The sequence below is a fragment of the Nioella ostreopsis genome, assembly GCF_004000255.1.
In the GTDB taxonomy this organism is placed as follows: Bacteria; Pseudomonadota; Alphaproteobacteria; order Rhodobacterales; family Rhodobacteraceae; genus Nioella; species Nioella ostreopsis.
This window is the reverse complement of the sequence record NZ_RCIQ01000005.1, coordinates 115,185-132,656: the sequence shown is the minus strand read 5'-3', so window position 1 is coordinate 132,656 and position 17,472 is coordinate 115,185. Positions and strand designations below refer to the sequence as shown.

Sequence of the window (17,472 nt, the reverse complement as noted above, 5' to 3'; positions counted from 1 at the left end):
GTTATCCACAGGCCATGCGGTGTTGGGGACGAAATGACACTGACTGATCCGACGACGATTCTGTTTCTGGTGGGGATAAGCCTGGCCGCGGGTGGATTTTCCGCCGTACTGGGCATGTCGCTGACTCGCGGCGGGGGCGGGTTTCGCCATGTCATGCTGCGCGGGCTGGACCTGCCCCGAAGCTATGCCTTCCGCGATGGCTATCTGCTGTCGGATCTCGATGACACCGACGCAATGCTGACCGACCCGAGCGACCGGGTGGGCGCCTGGGCGGAGCTGCGCGAAAGCCTGTCGGCGCTGAACCCCGATGTGGCTGCGAAAATGGAGGCGCTGCGCGACCGGGGCGACGGGTTCGTTCTGATTGGCCGGATCGGCGGGGACGAGCTGTCGATCAGTGGCCGCATTTCGGAGGGGCGCTGCCTGATCACCGTCGCCTCGCTGGAGCCGGGGCAGGACCGCAAGATGATCGACCAGGCCGGGCTGGACGCGCTGGAATCGGAGCTGGACCTGCTGCGCCACGGTCTGGACGCCGGACAGATGCTGCTGTGGCAGGAGGATTCGGCGGGTCAGATCATCTGGGCCAACAAAGCGTATTTCGACATGCTGCAACGGGTCGAAGGCAGCGATGGGGGTCTGGTCTGGCCGATTCGCAACCTGTTCGACGCGGACGATCCGCTGACCGAAGGCCAGACCCGGCGGATGTCGCTGGACGCGGATGCTCTGCGCTGGTTCGACCTCACATGCCGTGGCTATCGCAGTGGTCAGCTCTTTTCGGCGCAACCCATCGACCGGGTCGTGGCCGCCGAAATCGCGCTGCGCGATTTCGTGCAGACCCTGTCGCGCACCTTTGCCCATCTGCCCATCGGGCTGGCGATTTTCGACAAGCAGCGGCAGCTGGTGCTGTTCAACCCGGCGCTCGTGTCGCTGTCGACGCTGCCCGCGGACTGGTTGTCGGCGCGGCCCGATCTGTTCGCCTTCCTCGACAAGCTGCGCGAAAAGCAGAGGATGCCGGAGCCTAAGAACTATCAGGCCTGGCGCGCTGGACTGGGCGAGCTGGAACAGGCCGCGCGCGATGGCACCTACCAGGAGCTGTGGAGCCTGCCCAACGGCCAGACCTTCCGCGTCATCGGCAGGCCCCATGCCGATGGCGCGGTGGCGTTCCTCTTTGAGGATATCAGCCAGGAGGTGACTCTGACCCGCAAGTTTCGCGGCGATCTAGACCTCTATCAATCGGTGCTGGATGACAATGCCGAAGCGATGGCGGTGTTTTCCCGCGATGGACGCTTCGTCATGGGCAACCGCGCCTATCGGACGCTTTGGCCGGGCGACCCCGCAACAGTGTCGGAGGCGACAGCCCATTGGCAGGCGGCCTGCGCGCCCACGCCCCTATGGGGAGAGATTCGCGACTTCGTCGGCGGCTATGCCAACCGCAGCGCCTGGGCGGATCGGGTGGTCCTGACGGATGGCGGCTGCCTCGTGTGCCGGATGGCGCCCTTGAAAGGCGGCGCGAGCCTCGTGGCCTTCCAGACCGGCACCGCGCCGTTGCCATTGCCCGGCCCGGACCCGGAGGCCGAGCCGGAGGCGGCGCTGATTTCCTCGGGCTGAGGGCGCGGGCGCGGTTGCGGCCCGGCGGGGCCTTGATAAACTCGCGCCCATGCCAAGCCCCGCGCGCCCCGTTCTTGCCGAAACCACGCTGCCCTCGCCAGAGGCCACTTCGCGGCTGGCTGCGGATCTGGCAGACCGGCTGAAGCCGGGCGATATCCTGTGTCTCGACGGTGATCTCGGGGCCGGAAAGACCCATTTCGCGCGGTCGCTGATCCAGCACCTGCAAGCGGCAGAGGGACGGGTGGAAGACGTGCCGTCCCCCACCTTCACGCTGGTCCAGACCTACGAGGCTGGTGGCCACGAGATCTGGCATGCCGACCTTTATCGCCTGAGCGATCCGCAAGAGGTCGATGAACTGGGCCTGACCGACGCCTTTGACAGCGCGATCTGCCTTGTGGAATGGCCCGACCGGTTGGGCGATGAAATGCCTGCCCGCGCCCTGTGGCTGTCACTGCGGATGGTGCCGGGGCAGGACGATGCGCGGGCGTTGACGATCTCCTCCGACCGCGCCGATCTCTGGGTCGAACGGCTAAGCGCGCTGGTGCCCGCATGAACGCCGCGCAGGAGTTTCTGAACGCGATCGGCTGGGGCGCGGCCAGGCGCCAGACGTTGGCGGGCGATGCCTCTGCCCGGCGCTATGAGCGTCTGACCATGGGGGCGGCCAGGGCCGTTCTGATGCTCGCCCCGCCCGAGGATCGCGCGACCTTCGACGCCTTTCTCAGCATCGCCAGCAAGCTGCGCGGGCTGGGGCTGTCGGCACCTCAGGTCATCGGGTCCGATAAGGACAAGGGGCTGATGCTGCTGGAAGATCTTGGCGACCGCGATTTCACCGCGCTGGGCCCCGACCAGCCCGAGGCCAGCCTTGCCGCCACCGATGTGCTGATCCATCTGGCGCGAAATCGCGAGGGGTGGACCCTTCCGGCTCTGACCCCGCATGTGATGGCGGAGATGACCCTGATCGCGCTGCCCGAGGGTTCGGATTCCGACGCCGCCCTGGCGGAAATGCAGGCGCAATTCGTCCGCGTCTTCACCGCGCCGCTGGTGCCCGCCCTGCGCGATGTGCATGCGGAAAACCTGTTGTGGTTGCCCGACAGGCTCGGCCTGACCCGCGTCGGCCTGCTGGATTTTCAGGACGCGGTGCTGGCCCCGCCGGGCTATGACCTCGTGTCCTTCATCAAGGATGCGCGTCGTGATATTCCCGACAATATCGCGACCGCCATGACAACCCGCTATGTGCAGGCGCTGAATCTGGACGGGGACGCGTTCGCCACCCAATGCGCGCTGTTGAGCTTTCAGCGCAACCTGCGGATCATCGGCGTCTTTCGCCGTCTGGCGCGAGAGCGAAACAGGCCCGCCTACCTGACCCATCTGCCGCGCGTTTATGCCCATGTGACCGAGGCGCTGAACCACCCGGCACTGGAAGACCTCGCAGCCGTTATGCAACCCCTTCTCCCGGCGCTGCGACCATGACCCCGCCCGCCTGCATGATCCTCGCCGCCGGGTTCGGCACAAGGATGGGCGCACTGACCCAGACCCGGCCAAAACCGCTGATCCCGGTCGCGGGGCGGCCCCTGATCGACCACGCCTTGGAACAGGCACGCGGCGCGGGAGTGGAGCGGATCGTTGTGAACGGCCACTACCATGCGGACCAGATGCGCAGCTATCTGAACGGAATGACGGATGCAGCGTTCTCCGAAGAACAGCCGGAGATTCTCGACAGTGCCGGCGGCATCCGTCACGCCCTGCCTCTGCTGGAGGCCCAGACCATTTTCACGCTAAACGCCGATGCGGTCTGGTCCGGCCCCAATGCGCTGGCCGCGCTGGCTGCCGCATGGACCCCCGAAACAATGGACGTACTGGCCCTTATGGTCCCGCAATCGCGCGCCGTGGGGCGGCAGGCGGGGGGCGATTTCGCCCGTGACGCGCAGGGCAGGCTCAGTTGGGACAAGGCGGGAGAGGTCTATACCGGCGCGCAGATCCTGAAAGCGCAGCTCTTGCAGGGCTATCCCGAGGGGCCATTTTCCCTGCATGAGGTCTGGCGCGCGGCGATGGCCGGGGGCAGGATGTTCGGTACGCCCTATCCGGGGCATTGGGCCGATGTGGGCCACCCCGAGGGGATCGGACTGGCCGAGGAAATGGTGACCCATGTTTGATAGAACGCCCACCCCCCGCGTCTTTGCCACGCCCTTGGGTGTCGATTTCACCGCCGCGCTGGTCAAAGGCGTGGCCGAGCGTCTGAAGGGCCAGCCACCGCACGCGCTGGCGCGGGTGGAGATCTACGTGAACACCGCCCGCACACAACGCCGCCTGCGCGCGATCTATGCCGAAAAGGGCGCAGGCTTCCTGCCGCAGATCAAGCTGGTGACGGACCTCGCCCGCCGACCCGACATGTCGGGCCTGCCGCCCGCGATCTCGCCCTTGCGGTTGCGGCTGCAATTGTCGCAGACCGTCTCGGCGCTGCTGGACCGCGAACCGGACCTCGCACCGCGATCCTCGCTCTATGGCCTGTCCGACAGCCTCGCCGATCTCATGGGTGAGATGCAGGAGGAGATGGTTACGCCGGACACGGTCGCGGGGCTCGACGTCGGCAACCATTCCGCCCATTGGCAGCGCTCGCAAAAGTTTCTCGGCATCGTCGCGCCCTATTTCGCGGGCAGCGAAGACCATATGTCGGTCGAGGCGCGGCAGGCCGCCGTGGTCGCCCGGCTGGTGTCGCTGTGGTCCGTGGCCCCGCCCGATCACCCGATCATCGTCGCAGGCTCCACCGGGTCGCGCGGCCCCACGGCCCGGTTCATGGAGGCTGTAGCGCGCCTGCCGCAAGGTGCGGTGGTCCTGCCGGGGTTCGACTTCGACCAGCCGCGCGCGGTCTGGGACCGGCTGACCGATCAGATGGGCGACAGCCTCAGCGGCGGCGAGGATCACCCGCAGTTTCGGTTTGCAAGCTTTGCCGCGCGGGTGGGGATGCATCCCTGCGATGTGCAGCTCTGGGGCAGCGACGCGCCCGCGAATCCCGCCCGCAACCGGCTGATTTCACTCGCCTTGCGCCCCGCACCGGTGACGGATCAATGGCTGGAGGAAGGCCCCAAACTGACCGATGTGGCTGAGGCCGCGCAATCCCTCACCCTGATCGAGGCCGCCAGTCCGCAACTGGAGGCCGCCGTCATCGCCCTGCGCCTGCGCCGTGCCATCGACGAGGGCAAACGCGCCGCGCTGATCAGCCCAGACCGGGCGCTGACCCGGCAGGTCACGGCGGCGTTGGACCGCTGGCGGATCGAGCCCGACGATTCCGCCGGTGAACCCCTGTCGCAGACCGCTCCGGGGCGGCTGCTGCTGCACGTCGCGGGCGGGCTTGCCGCGCGAATGACGGCAGAGGATCTGCTGGTTCTGCTGAAACACCCGCTGACTCATTCAGGCCGCGACGACCGGGGCGAGCATCTGCGCCGCACCCGTGATCTGGAACTGCAAAAGCTGCGCGGCAAGCTGCCCTTCCCGACCCGTGCCGATCTGGTGGATTGGGCCGCGAAACGCGAGACCGATCCGGGCGCGATGGCGTGGGCCACCTGGGTCGCCGATGCGGCGCTGAGCCTGCACGCGCCAGGGCCGCAGCCGCTGGCCGATCATCTCGCGCGGCATCTGGCAGCGGCTCAGCTTCTGGCCGCAGGACCGGGGGCGGAGGGCGCAGGGGCGCTCTGGCAGAAGGATGAGGGTGAAAAGGCCCTTGCCCAGATGCAGGCGCTGGAGCGGGAGGCCGACGCGGGCGGCACCATGACCGCCGCTGAATATCGCGATTTCGTGGGGGCCGTGCTGCGCGAGGAAGAGGCGCGCGACCCGCTGGCCCCGCATCCCGACATCATGATCTGGGGCACGTTGGAGGCGCGGGTGATGGGCGCCGATCTGGTCATTCTGGCGGGGCTCAATGAAGGCTCCTGGCCCTCTGCGCCGGGGGCTGATCCTTGGCTCAATCGCTGGATGCGCGCCAAGGCGGGGCTGCGCTTGCCCGACCGGGTGATTGGCCTCTCGGCCCATGATTTTCAGCAATCGGTGACGGGGGCGGAGGTCTGGCTGTGCCGCGCCAAACGCGATGCGGAAACGGAAACCGTGCCGTCGCGCTGGCTCAACCGGATCGTGAACCTGATGAAGGGCGCAAGCGCGGAAAGCTTGGCTGCGCTGGAAGACATGCAGGCCCGTGGCCGCGACTGGCTGGCGCTGGCCGACCGGCTGGACGACCACGCCGCCCGCATCGCCCCTGCCAAGCGCCCCGCGCCCGCGCCGCCCGCCGAACAACGCCCCAACAGCCTTTCGGTCACGCAGGTCGAAAAGCTGATCCGCGATCCCTATTGGGTCTATGCTCGCAAGGTGCTGGACCTCAAACCGCTCGACCCGCTGCGGCAGTCACCGGACGCCCCCCTGCGCGGCACCATTCTGCATGACGTTCTGCGCCGGTTCATCAAGGCCACCTGGGACAGCCTGCCCGATCAGCCCGAGGCGCTGCTGTTGCAGATTGCCGACGAGGTGCTGGAGGACACCGCCCCCTGGCCCGCCGCCCGCCGCCTCTGGCGCGCCCGGATCGAGAAGATCGCGCCGTGGTTCATCGCGACCGAGCGGGAGCGCCGCGCCCTGGGCACCCCGTGGAAGCTGGAAGAGGAAGGACAAGCTGAGCTTGGCGCGCCCGGTTTCACCCTGACCGGCACCGCCGACCGGATCGACAAGGCCCCAGATGGGCGAATTCTTATATATGATTACAAGACCGGCAGCGCACCCTCCAAGGATCAGGAAAAGGCGTTCAACAAACAGCTCTGGCTGGAGGCCGCGATGGCCGCGAAAGGCGCGTTTGGTGAGCCGATGGAAACCGCCCTCATCGCCTATGTGGCGCTCGGGTCCGGGGGCGATGTGCGCGACCATCCCGTGACGCCCGGAGAGGTTGCCGAGATCACCGAAGGCTTTGGCAAACTGCTCGACCATTATCTGAATGAAAGCAACGGCTTCACCTCTCGCCGTGCGATGGAGAAGGTGTTGTTCGAAGGCGACTATGATCACCTTGCCCGGTTCGGGGAATGGGATGAAACCATGGCTGCCGAAACCGTGAAGGTGGGCCGATGAGCATCCAGTTCGACGAGGCCACCACCGCCCAGATCACCGCCGCCAACCCTTCGGCGTCCACCTGGCTGTCGGCCAATGCGGGCAGCGGCAAGACCCGGGTGCTGACCGACCGCGTTGCGCGACTTCTTCTACAAGATGTTCCGCCCGAGCGCATCCTCTGCCTGACCTATACCAAGGCCGCCGCGTCCGAGATGCAGAACCGCCTGTTCAAGCGGCTCGGCGAATGGGCGATGAAGCCCGATGCGGATCTGGGCCACGACCTGCTGCATCTGGGCATGGACGCGGGCACACTGACCCCCGCGCTTCTATCCCATGCCCGCACGCTCTTCGCCCGCGCGATCGAGACACCCGGCGGCCTCAAGATCCAGACCATCCACTCCTTCTGCTCCGCCGTCCTGCGCCGCTTCCCGCTGGAGGCCGGGGTCGCCCCCAACTTCACCGAAATGGACGAACGCGCGCAGGCGATGCTCTGTGCCGACGTGCTGGACGGTCTGGCCGAGGGCGACGGTCAAGGTGCCGTCGATGCGCTGGCCGCCCATGTCTCGGGCGACGATCCCATGCCGCTCATCCGTGCGCTTCTGGGCAAGCGGCTGGCGTTCGAGAACGACTGGCCCGATGCCGATATCATGGCCTGGTTCGACCTGCCCAAAGACTACACCACCGCCGACCTGATCGCCCATGTCTTCCACGGCGACGAACGCGATATCTGCCATGTCGTCCGCCAGAATCTCGACCCCGACAACCGCAATCAGGGCGCCAATCACCGGCGGCTGTCAGCGATCAACTGGGACGATCCGGGGCTGACCGATATCGCAACGCTGGAAGAGGTCTTCCTCACCGGCTCCAAAACCAAGACCCCCGACAGCCCCAAGATCGGCAGTTTCCCCACGAAACCCATCTGGGCCAAGATGTCGGCCATCCACGACCCGCTGGAGGCGCTGATGCTGCGCCTGGCAGAGGCCCGCCCGATCCGCCGCGCCCTCCTCGCCGCCGAAAAAACCCGCGCGCTGCACCGTTTCGCACAGGGCTTCCTGCCCGCCTATGACGCCGCCAAGGCTACGCTCGGCTGGCTTGATTTCGACGACCTGATCCTCGCCACCCGCCGTCTGCTGGCCAATAGCGGTGTCGCGCAATGGGTGCTCTTCCGCCTTGATGGCGGCATCGACCACATCCTCGTGGATGAGGCGCAGGATACCTCGCCCGCCCAATGGGATATCGTCGCGCAACTGGCCGAGGAATTCGCCGCCGGATCGGGCGCGCGGGCCGATGTGGACCGGACAATCTTCGTCGTCGGTGACAAGAAGCAGTCGATCTATTCCTTCCAGGGTGCCGACCCCGACGGGTTCGACCGGATGCGCAACCATTTCGCCGCCCGCCTGCAAGACGCAGAGGCCGCGTTCCAGTCCTGCGCGCTGGCCCATTCCTTCCGGTCTGCCCCGCCGATCCTGCGCCTCGTGGACGAGGTCTTCAAAGGGGCGGCCAGTGCCGGGGTGGGGCAGGATGTCACCCATATCGCCTTCAAGCAGAACCTGCCCGGACGCGTCGATATCTGGCCCGTGGTCGAAAAGGCGGACAGCGAGGAAAAGCCCGACTGGGACGATCCCGTCGATCAACGCGCCGATCACCATCATTCGGTGGTGCTGGCCCGCGCCATAGCGGGCGAGATCAAGCGCATGATCCAGACCGGCACGCCTGTCACCGTCGAGGGCCAGCGCCGCCCCGTCACGGCGGGCGATATCCTGATCCTCGTACAGCGCCGGTCGGACCTGTTTCACGAACTCATCGCCGCGATCAAGGAACAGGGCCTGCCGATCGCCGGGGCCGACCGGATGCGGCTGGCCGCCGAACTCGCGGTCAAGGATCTGACGGCACTTCTGTCCTTTCTGGCGACGCCCGAGGATAACCTGTCGCTCGCCGCCGTGCTTCGCTCGCCGCTCTGCGGCTGGTCGGAACCGGCGCTGCACGACCTCGCCCATGGCCGCGACCGCGCCTATCTGTGGCGCGTCCTGCAACAGCGCCGAGCGATGGACCCCGACACCGTCGCGATGCTGGAGGATCTCCGCAATCACGCCGATTTCCTGCACCCCTACGACCTGCTCGAACGTATCCTGATCCGCCATAATGGCCGCCGCAACCTACTGGCCCGGATGGGGAACGAGGCCGAAGACGGCATCGACGCGATGCTGGCGCAGGCGCTGGCCTATGAACGGATGGAAGTGCCCAGCCTCACCGGTTTCACTGGCTGGCTGCAGGCCGATGACGTGCAGATCAAGCGCGATCCCGGCAGCGCCGGTGACCAGATCCGCGTGATGTCGGTCCACGGCGCCAAGGGGCTGGAGGCCCCCGTCGTCATCCTGCCCGACACCGCCTACCGGCAAAGCAACCACAGCGCGCCCAAGCTCTTCACACCCGAAAGCGGACCGGTCTGTTGGGCCGGTCGCAAGGATGACAGCCCCGAGGCGATGCGCGACCTGTTTGAAGAGGCCGCCGCGCGCGAGGTCGAAGAGCGCAACCGCCTGCTCTACGTCGCCATGACCCGCGCCGAAAGCTGGCTGATCGTGGCGGCGGCGGGCGAGATCGCCAAGGGCGAAAACGAGGGCTGGTATCCGCATATCCTCGCCGCCGCGCAGGCCTGCAACGCCACGCCTTTCGCAACGCCCACCGGACAGGGCTGGCGTCTGGAAACCGGTGACTGGACGGCGATGGACCACAGCCTGCAGCCCACGCGCGTGCCCGCCACGCTGCCCGACTGGCTCGCCACCCGCCCGAAAACCCGCCCGCGCGATGCAACCACGCTGTCGCCCTCCGATCTCGGTGGCGCCAAGGCGCTGCCCGGCGATGGCACGGGTCTGGACGAAGACGCCGCCAAGCTGCGCGGCCGCCGCCTGCACCTGCTGCTGGAACATCTGCCCGACCTGCCGCAATCGGGCTGGTACGCCGCCGCGCCCGGCATTCTGGCGGTGGAGGGGGAGCTCTCGGACGCTGAACTCACAGAGCTTTTCGAAGAGGCCACAACCTGCCTCACCACCCCGGCGCTCGCGGCCCTCTTCACCCCCGACGCGCTTGCCGAGGTCACATTGACCGCCCCCAGCCCGACCCTGAACCGCACCCTTCTGGGCCAGATTGACCGGCTGATCCTCGCCGAGGACCATGTGCTCGCCGTCGATTTCAAATCCAACGCCACCGCCCCTGACCGGCCTGAGGACACCCCCGACGGCATCCTCCGCCAGATGGGCGCCTATGCTGAGATACTCGCCGCCATCTACCCCGACAAACGCATCGACACCGCCATCCTCTGGACCCGCCCCGCGCAGCTCATGCCCTTGCCCGCCGATCTCACCACCCCGGCGCTGATCCGCGCCCGCGATGATCTGAAATGACCCGGCCCGCGCCGGCTCTCAACCCTCCCCAAGACAACGCCCCTTTCATCTTGGCGATAAATACCTCCGCCGGAGGCATCCCGCACTCTCGACCAGAGATCCGCTCGGTTTGGCTCGCAGTCCTCTCCGATATTCCGTGGCAACGCGGACCGCCGAGGCCTCCGGCGTCAGCCGGGGGTTGAGGAGGGCCGCTCCCCGGTCGACGACGCAGTCGGCGAAACCGCCATTTCGTCTGCACGCCCGGTGTACGGGGGGTGTACAGGGGGTGTACGGGGGGCACCCCCCTCTTTCCGGGCGGAATGTGCCGCGCCGATCACATGATTGCGCTTGGGTGTTTCAGTCGCTTGACCTTATCCATCACCGCCCATAGGTTTCGCCCCTGACTCGTGAAAATTCTCTCCAGGAGGGCTAGATATGGCCACCACCGCTGTCACCGACGCAACATTTGACGCTGAAGTCAAACAATCCGATATCCCCGTCGTGGTGGATTTCTGGGCCGAATGGTGCGGCCCCTGCCGCCAGATCGGCCCCGCGCTGGAAGAGATCTCGGAAGAGATGGCCGGCAAGGTGAAAATCGTCAAAATCAACGTCGACGAAAACCCCAATTCCCCCATGCAACTGGGCGTTCGCGGCATCCCTGCGCTGTTCCTGTTCAAGGGCGGTGAGGTCGTGTCGAACAAGATCGGCGCGGCGCCCAAGGCGGCCCTGCAAAGCTGGATCGAAGGCGAGATCTAAGCCCCGCCTGACCGCTTCAAGATCCCCGTCCTGCACTTTGCGGGGCGGGGATTTTCTTTTGAAATCAGATTATTCCCATTCCATCTGTTCGAACACGGCCTGCGCGTTTCTTCGCGCCAGCGCGTCGAACTGGTCGAGATAGGCAAAGCCCGACTGATCGACCTCGACCGCGCCGATGATATCGCCGCCGCCGTCGATATGGTCCCGCATCCGGTTGCGCAGATTGACCAGATAATCACGGGTATCCGCTTGTGCCTGCGCGAGGGTTGTCGCAGGCCCATGGCCGGGCACCAGATGCTCAGGGTCAAGCGTTTCGATAGCCGCGAAGGCCTCCAGCCACGAGGCGCTGTTGGAGAACTCCATCACCCCGAGAATGCGCCCGACATAGACGATGTCGCCGGTAAAGATGACCCTCTCCTCGGGCAGCCAGACATAGCTGTCACCGGGCGTATGGGCGGCGGCGGGATGGGCGATTTCGATGCGGCGGTCCCCGACGGTCAGGCTGTAGCTGTCCTCAAAGACCGTGTCGGCATGGACGGGATCTGTTCCGGCAGCAGCCTCTCCCACCAGCATCGTCAGGGCGGTCAGCTGCATCGAGGCGCGCGCGGTCTGGTCTGCGACGGCGTCCGCCGATGCAATGATGGTTGCGCCCTGCGCGGCCCAATAGCCATTGCCGAGCCAGCGATGATCCTGCCCGCCGGTGTTGATGACATGGGTGACCGGCTGATCCGTCAGGCTGCGCACCGTATCGTGCAGGGCCTCCGCCCCGGCCCAGGTGCCGCCCGGATCCACCAGAACCGCGCCGTCGGAGGACTCGATCAGTCCGAATGTGGCGTTGTTGCCGAGGTTTTCCGGGCTTCGTTGTTCCGCCGGGCCTTCGATGGCCCAGATGCCCGGCTGCACCTGTTGGATATCGAAAGCGCGCGCGCTGTGGGGGGCGATCAAGATCATCGCTGTCAAAAAGAGGTGTTTCATGAATGCCCCGGAGTTTGAGTGACCTGACAGGCAGCCTACGCTGTGCGCGACAGGAAACCGATCTGATTAATTGTCACGGGCAATTATCAGCGGTTCTCCATACGAAAAGCGGCGCCCCTGGGGACGCCGCTTTCCGCTCTGCCGGTCCGGTAAGGTGGGAGAGCCCGGACCAGCTATTTTTATGGATCAGCCCTTGGAGAATTCCGGGTAGGCTTCCATCCCCAGTTCCGACATGTCGAGGCCCTTCATCTCGTCCTCTTCGCTGACACGGATGCCAACGGTCATTTTCAGAACGTACCAGATGACCGCGCTGCCGACGAAGGTGAACACGCCATAGGCGGCAATGCCCGTCAGCTGCGTCATCAGGCTTGCACCTTCATTGTAGAAGACCACGGCGATGGTGCCCCAGATGCCGGCGAAGAGGTGCACCGGGATGGCGCCGACCACGTCGTCGATCTTGAGCTTGTCGAGGAAGGGCACCGCGAAGACCACGATGACACCGCCCACGGCACCGATCCAGAGCGCGCCGAACAGGGTGGGGGCGAGAGGCTCTGCGGTGATCGACACGAGGCCAGCCAGGGCGCCGTTCAGCACCATGGTCAGGTCGACCTTGCCGAACATCACCTGCGTCAGGATCATCGCGGCCAAGGACCCGGCTGCAGCGGCCATGTTGGTGTTGGCGAAGATGCGGCTGACGTCAGAGATGTCGCCCACGGTGCCCATGGCCAGCTGCGAGCCGCCATTGAAGCCGAACCAGCCGAGCCACAGGATGAACGTGCCAAGCGTGGCAAGGGCGAGGTTGGAGCCCGGGATCGGGTTCACGCGGCCATCCTTGCCGTACTTGCCAAGGCGAGGCCCGAGGATCAGGGCACCGGCCAGCGCGGCCCAGCCACCCACGGAGTGCACGATGGTCGACCCGGCGAAGTCGGAGAAGCCAGCCTGGGACAACCAGCCGCCGCCCCACTGCCAGGAGCCGGAGATCGGGTACATGACGCCGGTCAGCAGCACGACGAAGGCCAGGAACGGCCACAGCTTGATCCGCTCGGCCAGGGCACCCGAAACGATCGAGGCGGTGGCGGCGACGAAGACCAGCTGGAAGAAGAAATCCGACCCGATTGAGGCATAGCCGAGATTGGCATCCGCTGCGGCAATGCCGACCGGGTCAAGAACGGTCTGGCTGAAGAACGGGCCGACCCAGTTGGCGATGGTCCAGTCCGCCGGGTACATCAGGTTGAAGCCCATCAGCCAGTACATGATGGCGGCGATGGAAAACAGCGCGATGTTCTTGGTCATCTGCATGGTGACGTTCTTGGACCGCACCAGACCGCCTTCCAGCATGGCAAAGCCAGCCGCCATGAAGAAGACAAGGAAACCAGCCATGCAGAACAGCAGGGTGGTCATGATATAGGGGCCGATTTCATCGAAGCCCGGCACGGCTTCGGCCTCCTGTGCGAGGCCCATGGTGGGCAGCAGGACTGCCGCTAGGGCAACTGCCGGAAGAAACTTTCTGACTTGCATGGTATTTATCCCTGGTTCTGACAGTTGCTTAGAGGGCGTCGTCATTGGTCTCGCCGGTGCGGACGCGCACGGCAGCAGAGACGTCGAGGACGAAGATCTTGCCGTCACCGATCTTGTCGGTCTTGGCTGTGGTCTGGATGGTTTCGACAACCTGATCGGCCATGGCATCGGCCACCACGATCTCCAGCTTGACTTTGGGAACGAAGTTCACGGCATATTCCGCGCCGCGATAGATTTCGGTGTGCCCGGACTGAGAGCCGAAGCCCTTGATCTCGGTCACCATCATGCCCCGCACGCCGATAGAGGTCAGAGCTTCGCGGACCTCCTCCAGCTTGAACGGCTTGATTGCTGCAATGATGAGTTTCACGGTTTTACCCTTCCGTCGTTTTGGGTTCTGCGACCCGGACGTTGCCAATGCAGACCTCACAGGCGGGAAGAGCAACGAGGGGAGGGGGGTTGGAGGGGCGCATTTCGGGGGGTTTGCAAAATTTTTGCATGAAATCGGGCAAACGGCTAATAATTGAGCGCAATGGAATTTCGGCAGTGCGGCGAGAACCCTCCACAAACGACTCGAAATCCCCTATGTTGCGATCAAAAGAGCAGGATCAGGCATGAGCGCATCAGGAAACAGAGGCGGGCGAAACGCCCGTTCGGGCCGCAGGCTTGTCGCGGAACGCAGGAATGCTGCACCTGCGAAACCGTCTCGGTCTTCCGGGTCCGGTGGGTCTGGTCGAAAATCGGGCAGATCGCGGCGCCGCACCCCACAACGCCGGCGAGGCGGCATCCGGGGCGCTATCGGGGCCTTCTTCCGGCTGATCTGGCGGATCGTTTTCGGCATCGTCTGGCGCGCTACGCTGGCCCTGGTGCTGATCCTTGCGGGCGCGACCGCTTATATCTACTCCACCCTGCCGCCGATGACCGAGCTTGTGGATGGGCGCGCGCGCGGATCTGTGACCATGCTGGACCGGGACGGGAACGTTTTTGCATGGCGGGGCGAGCAATATGGCGGGCTGATCGACACGGAAACGGTGTCGGAACATGTGGTCAACGCCATCGTGGCGACAGAGGACCGGCGCTTTTTCAGCCACTGGGGCATTTCCCCGCGCGGCATCGCCTCGGCCATTCGCATCAACCTGCGCGAAGGACGTGGCCCGCTGGAAGGCCATGGCGGCTCCACCATCACGCAGCAGGTGGCCAAACTGCTATGCCTTGGCGTGGCATTCGACCCGGATGAATGGGAAACCGAAGCGGAGTACGAGGCCGACTGCCGACGCGGCAGCCTGTGGCGCAAGATCCAGGAACTGCCGTTCTCGCTGGCGATGGAGCTGCGCTACACGAAGCAAGAAATCCTGACGATCTATTTGAACCGCGCCTATATGGGCGCTGGCGCCTTCGGGGTCGAAGCGGCCTCTCAGCGCTATTTCGGGCATTCCGCGGCTGAGATTTCTCCGCAAGAAGGCGCAATGATCGCCGGTCTTCTGACCGCGCCCTCGCGCTTTGCGCCGACATCCAGTCTGGAACGTTCGCAGGATCGGGCGGCCGTGGTGCTGGGACTGATGGAGGAACAGGGCTATCTGACCGCCGCCGAAGCCGCCGAAGCCCGCGCCAATCCCGCCACCCTGTCAGATGCTGCCGAGGCGCGCGCGGGCGGCTATTTCGCCGATTGGGTGATGACGCAGGGCCCAGACTTCCTGCTGCGGGAAACGACGGAAGACGTGATCATCCGCACCACTTTTGACCCGCGCATGCAGGAGGCCGCCGAGGCCGCCTTGGTGGATGTGTTCGAAAACCAGGTGCGCGAAGGGTCTGAGGCCGAGGCCGCGATCATCGTGATGTCGGCGGATGGGGCCGTGCGAGCCATGGTGGGCGGCAGGCAGGAAGGCACCGGCCTGTTCAACCGTGCCACGATGGCGATGCGCCAGACCGGGTCCGCCTTCAAGCCCTTTGTCTATGCCACCGCGCTCGATCTGGGATGGCGCTTTGACGATCTGGTCGAGGACGCGCCACTGACGATCAACGTGCCGGGGTCGGGGCCTTATTCCCCGCGTAACTATACCGGAGAGTTCTACGGGACCGTGACGCTGACCGAGGCGCTCCGGGCGTCACTGAACACGCCCGCTGTGCGATTGTCAGAGGAGGTGGGCCGCGATCTGGTGCGCACCGTGGCTGCCGAGTTCGGCATCGAAAGCGATCTGGCGCTTGGCCCGGCCTTGGCGCTTGGCGCCTCCGAAAGCACCCTCATAGAGATGACAGGCGCCTATGCGGGTATCCTGAACGGTGGCTCTGCCGTGACGCCCTATGGCCTTGTCGACCTGCGGCTGGTGGGCGACACGGAACCGATGATGGGTCAGGGCGGCGGTATCCGTGAACGGGTGATCTCTGAGTTCGCGGCGCGGCAGTTGACCTATATGATGGCCGAGGTTGTGGCCAACGGCACCGGCCAGCGGGCGCAACTGCCCGACCGGCCCGTCGCGGGCAAGACCGGCACCACCACATCGGCACGCGACGCGTGGTTCATCGGCTTCACGGCGGATTACGTGGCCGGGGTCTGGATGGGTTATGACGACAACTCACCTATGTCGGGGGTGACGGGTGGTGGTTTGCCGGCCGAGATCTGGCGGCAGACGATGGAAACGATCCATGATGGATTGCCGCCCCGCCCCTTGCCGATGATCGACCCGGCGGAAGAGGCGCGTCCCGAACTGATCGAGGAAGCGCCGGGCCGCAGACCGGATATTGCCGAACAGATCCTGATGGAGGTTCTGGGGCTGCTAGGCGCGAACCGGAATTGACCGACCTGAACGGGGTTGCCGCCCAAACGGCAGCCCCGGCTTTAGCTCAGCTCGCGTTGCGCAGATCTGCGATCATCGCGTCAAGGTCGCCGCGGTTGCGGTCCAGCATCGCGCCGACCTCTTCCGCTTCGGTGGTGCGCAGGTTGATGCCCTGAATGATCAGGTTGAACACCCGCGCCTGACCGGAGCCATCCGAGACCAGCCAGATCACGTCGAAAGGCGCTTCGCCGCGCAGCCGCGCGACCGAGGTCACCTCGAAGAAATTGCGGATCGCACGCGCGCCCGTCACTTCGATCTGTCCGCCGATCAACTCTCGGAAGCGGCTGCCATATTTGCGCGAGATATATCCGCTGAAGGCATCCACGAATGCGCTGCGTTGCGCGGTTGATGCGCGCCGCCAATCGACGCCCAGAACCGATTGCGCGATGATCGGCATATCTGCATAGCGGTCCAGCAAGCCCGCGAAATCGCTGAACATGCGCGCTTCGCTGCCGCCGGAATTGATGGCGTCGTAGAGGTCGCTTACCAAGCGCTCGACCAGCGTCTGAGCGGCCCCGACGGTCAGCGCCCAAGCACGTCCGGGCAGGGCAAGTGCGGCGGCGCTGGCGCCGGTCAGTCCTAGGAAGGCCCGCCGGGTGAGGCTGAACTTACTGGGCATATGGGTCCTCGTAGGGGTCAAAATAGGAATCGTCATAGGGATCGGAATATGCGTCTGCGGAATCCGTCGGCTGATTGCCTCGCAACTCGTAACGGCGGTTCTGCAGATAGATCAGCCGCGCCTGCGCGTAGCCATCGGCACTTTCGTAATAGAGCCGGTCGATCTCGTCCCCCAGTTCGTACCGGGTGTTCAGCGCGTCTGCCACATTGGCCCCGGTGATATAGTCGCTTTCGGGCCGGGCGAAGGCCAGCCGGGTGGGGTTCATGACGCTGTCGACAATCAGTCCGGCGGTATCGCGGCTGGTCGAGGGGCCAAGCAGCGGCAGCACCACATAAGCCCCTTCCGACACGCCCCAGACATGCAGGGTTTCACCGAAATCGGTTTCTTCCGCGTAAAGCCCGCCTTCCGACGCCGGGTCCAGCAGGCCGCCGAGGCCGAAGGTGCTGTTCATCAGGAAGCGGAACGTGTTGCGAAGGGCATCGTCCAGACGCAGCTGCAGGATGTCGTTCACAACATAGAGCGGCTGATTGAGATTGGACGAGAAATTACCAAGACCGGTGCGCACCGGTTCCGGAACGGCGGTGCCATAGCCAAGCGCCACGGGGCGCAGCACGGCCCGGTCGACCGCAACGTTCAGGTCATGCATCGCCCGATTCGACGCCTCGGTCGGGTCGTTGATTTCGGATGCGCCGGGCAGCACTGCTGGCCC

The 17,472-nt window shown here is 65.4% G+C and carries 13 protein-coding genes; 8 read left to right on the top strand and 5 right to left on the bottom strand.

What is annotated here, in order from left to right:
- Positions 1-33: 33 nt before the first annotated feature.
- The 7 genes from EP237_RS07400 to trxA all read left to right on the top strand — a co-directional run bounded on the left by EP237_RS07400 (position 34) and on the right by trxA (position 10,820).
- A complete protein-coding gene (locus EP237_RS07400; RefSeq protein ID WP_127559672.1) occupies positions 34-1,605 on the top strand; it encodes a PAS-domain containing protein in 1,572 nt (523 codons plus the stop codon).
- A gap of 49 nt (positions 1,606-1,654) precedes the next feature.
- Entirely contained in the window at positions 1,655-2,158 is a 504-nt protein-coding gene (gene tsaE / locus EP237_RS07395) for a tRNA (adenosine(37)-N6)-threonylcarbamoyltransferase complex ATPase subunit type 1 TsaE (RefSeq protein WP_127559670.1), read from the top strand.
- Positions 2,155-3,075, top strand: a complete 921-nt coding sequence (locus tag EP237_RS07390; RefSeq protein WP_127559668.1) for an aminoglycoside phosphotransferase family protein — start codon at positions 2,155-2,157, stop codon at positions 3,073-3,075. The genes tsaE and EP237_RS07390 overlap by 4 nt, the downstream gene beginning before the upstream one ends.
- Positions 3,072-3,758: a nucleotidyltransferase family protein gene (locus EP237_RS07385; protein ID WP_240661565.1), complete on the top strand. Its 687-nt coding sequence runs from the start codon at positions 3,072-3,074 to the stop codon at positions 3,756-3,758. The genes EP237_RS07390 and EP237_RS07385 overlap by 4 nt, the downstream gene beginning before the upstream one ends.
- Positions 3,751-6,705, top strand: coding sequence for a double-strand break repair protein AddB (addB, locus tag EP237_RS07380; protein ID WP_127559666.1), 2,955 nt, complete (start codon positions 3,751-3,753; stop codon positions 6,703-6,705). Before EP237_RS07385 ends, addB begins: the two co-directional genes overlap by 8 nt.
- The gene (addA, locus tag EP237_RS07375) at positions 6,702-10,085 is read left to right on the top strand and encodes a double-strand break repair helicase AddA (RefSeq protein ID WP_127559664.1); all 3,384 of its coding nucleotides are present in this window, start codon (positions 6,702-6,704) and stop codon (positions 10,083-10,085) included. The genes addB and addA overlap by 4 nt, the downstream gene beginning before the upstream one ends.
- A gap of 414 nt (positions 10,086-10,499) precedes the next feature.
- On the top strand, positions 10,500-10,820 hold the full coding sequence (gene trxA / locus EP237_RS07370; RefSeq protein ID WP_071689443.1) for a thioredoxin: 321 nt from the start codon (positions 10,500-10,502) through the stop codon (positions 10,818-10,820).
- A gap of 69 nt (positions 10,821-10,889) precedes the next feature.
- Here the strand turns inward: trxA and EP237_RS07365 are convergent, their stop codons facing one another.
- The 3 genes from EP237_RS07365 to EP237_RS07355 all read right to left on the bottom strand — a co-directional run bounded on the left by EP237_RS07365 (position 10,890) and on the right by EP237_RS07355 (position 13,680).
- Positions 10,890-11,771: an MBL fold metallo-hydrolase gene (locus EP237_RS07365; RefSeq protein ID WP_164744648.1), complete on the bottom strand. Its 882-nt coding sequence runs from the start codon at positions 11,769-11,771 to the stop codon at positions 10,890-10,892.
- Between the two features lie 210 nt (positions 11,772-11,981).
- Positions 11,982-13,313: an ammonium transporter gene (locus tag EP237_RS07360; protein WP_127559657.1), complete on the bottom strand. Its 1,332-nt coding sequence runs from the start codon at positions 13,311-13,313 to the stop codon at positions 11,982-11,984.
- Positions 13,314-13,341: 28 nt separating this feature from the next.
- Complete coding sequence (locus EP237_RS07355; RefSeq protein ID WP_071689442.1) at positions 13,342-13,680, bottom strand: P-II family nitrogen regulator; 339 nt, start codon at positions 13,678-13,680, stop codon at positions 13,342-13,344.
- Positions 13,681-13,924: 244 nt separating this feature from the next.
- On the opposite strand from EP237_RS07355, the gene EP237_RS07350 reads away from it, so the two are divergent.
- Entirely contained in the window at positions 13,925-16,105 is a 2,181-nt protein-coding gene (locus EP237_RS07350; protein WP_127559655.1) for a transglycosylase domain-containing protein, read from the top strand.
- A gap of 46 nt (positions 16,106-16,151) precedes the next feature.
- On the opposite strand, the gene EP237_RS07345 is transcribed toward EP237_RS07350, so the two are convergent.
- Both EP237_RS07345 and EP237_RS07340 read right to left on the bottom strand, forming a co-directional pair.
- Entirely contained in the window at positions 16,152-16,763 is a 612-nt protein-coding gene (locus EP237_RS07345; RefSeq protein WP_127559653.1) for an MlaC/ttg2D family ABC transporter substrate-binding protein, read from the bottom strand.
- Complete coding sequence (locus EP237_RS07340) at positions 16,753-17,463, bottom strand: MlaA family lipoprotein (RefSeq protein ID WP_240661564.1); 711 nt, start codon at positions 17,461-17,463, stop codon at positions 16,753-16,755. The genes EP237_RS07345 and EP237_RS07340 overlap by 11 nt, the downstream gene beginning before the upstream one ends.
- Positions 17,464-17,472: the final 9 nt, after the last annotated feature.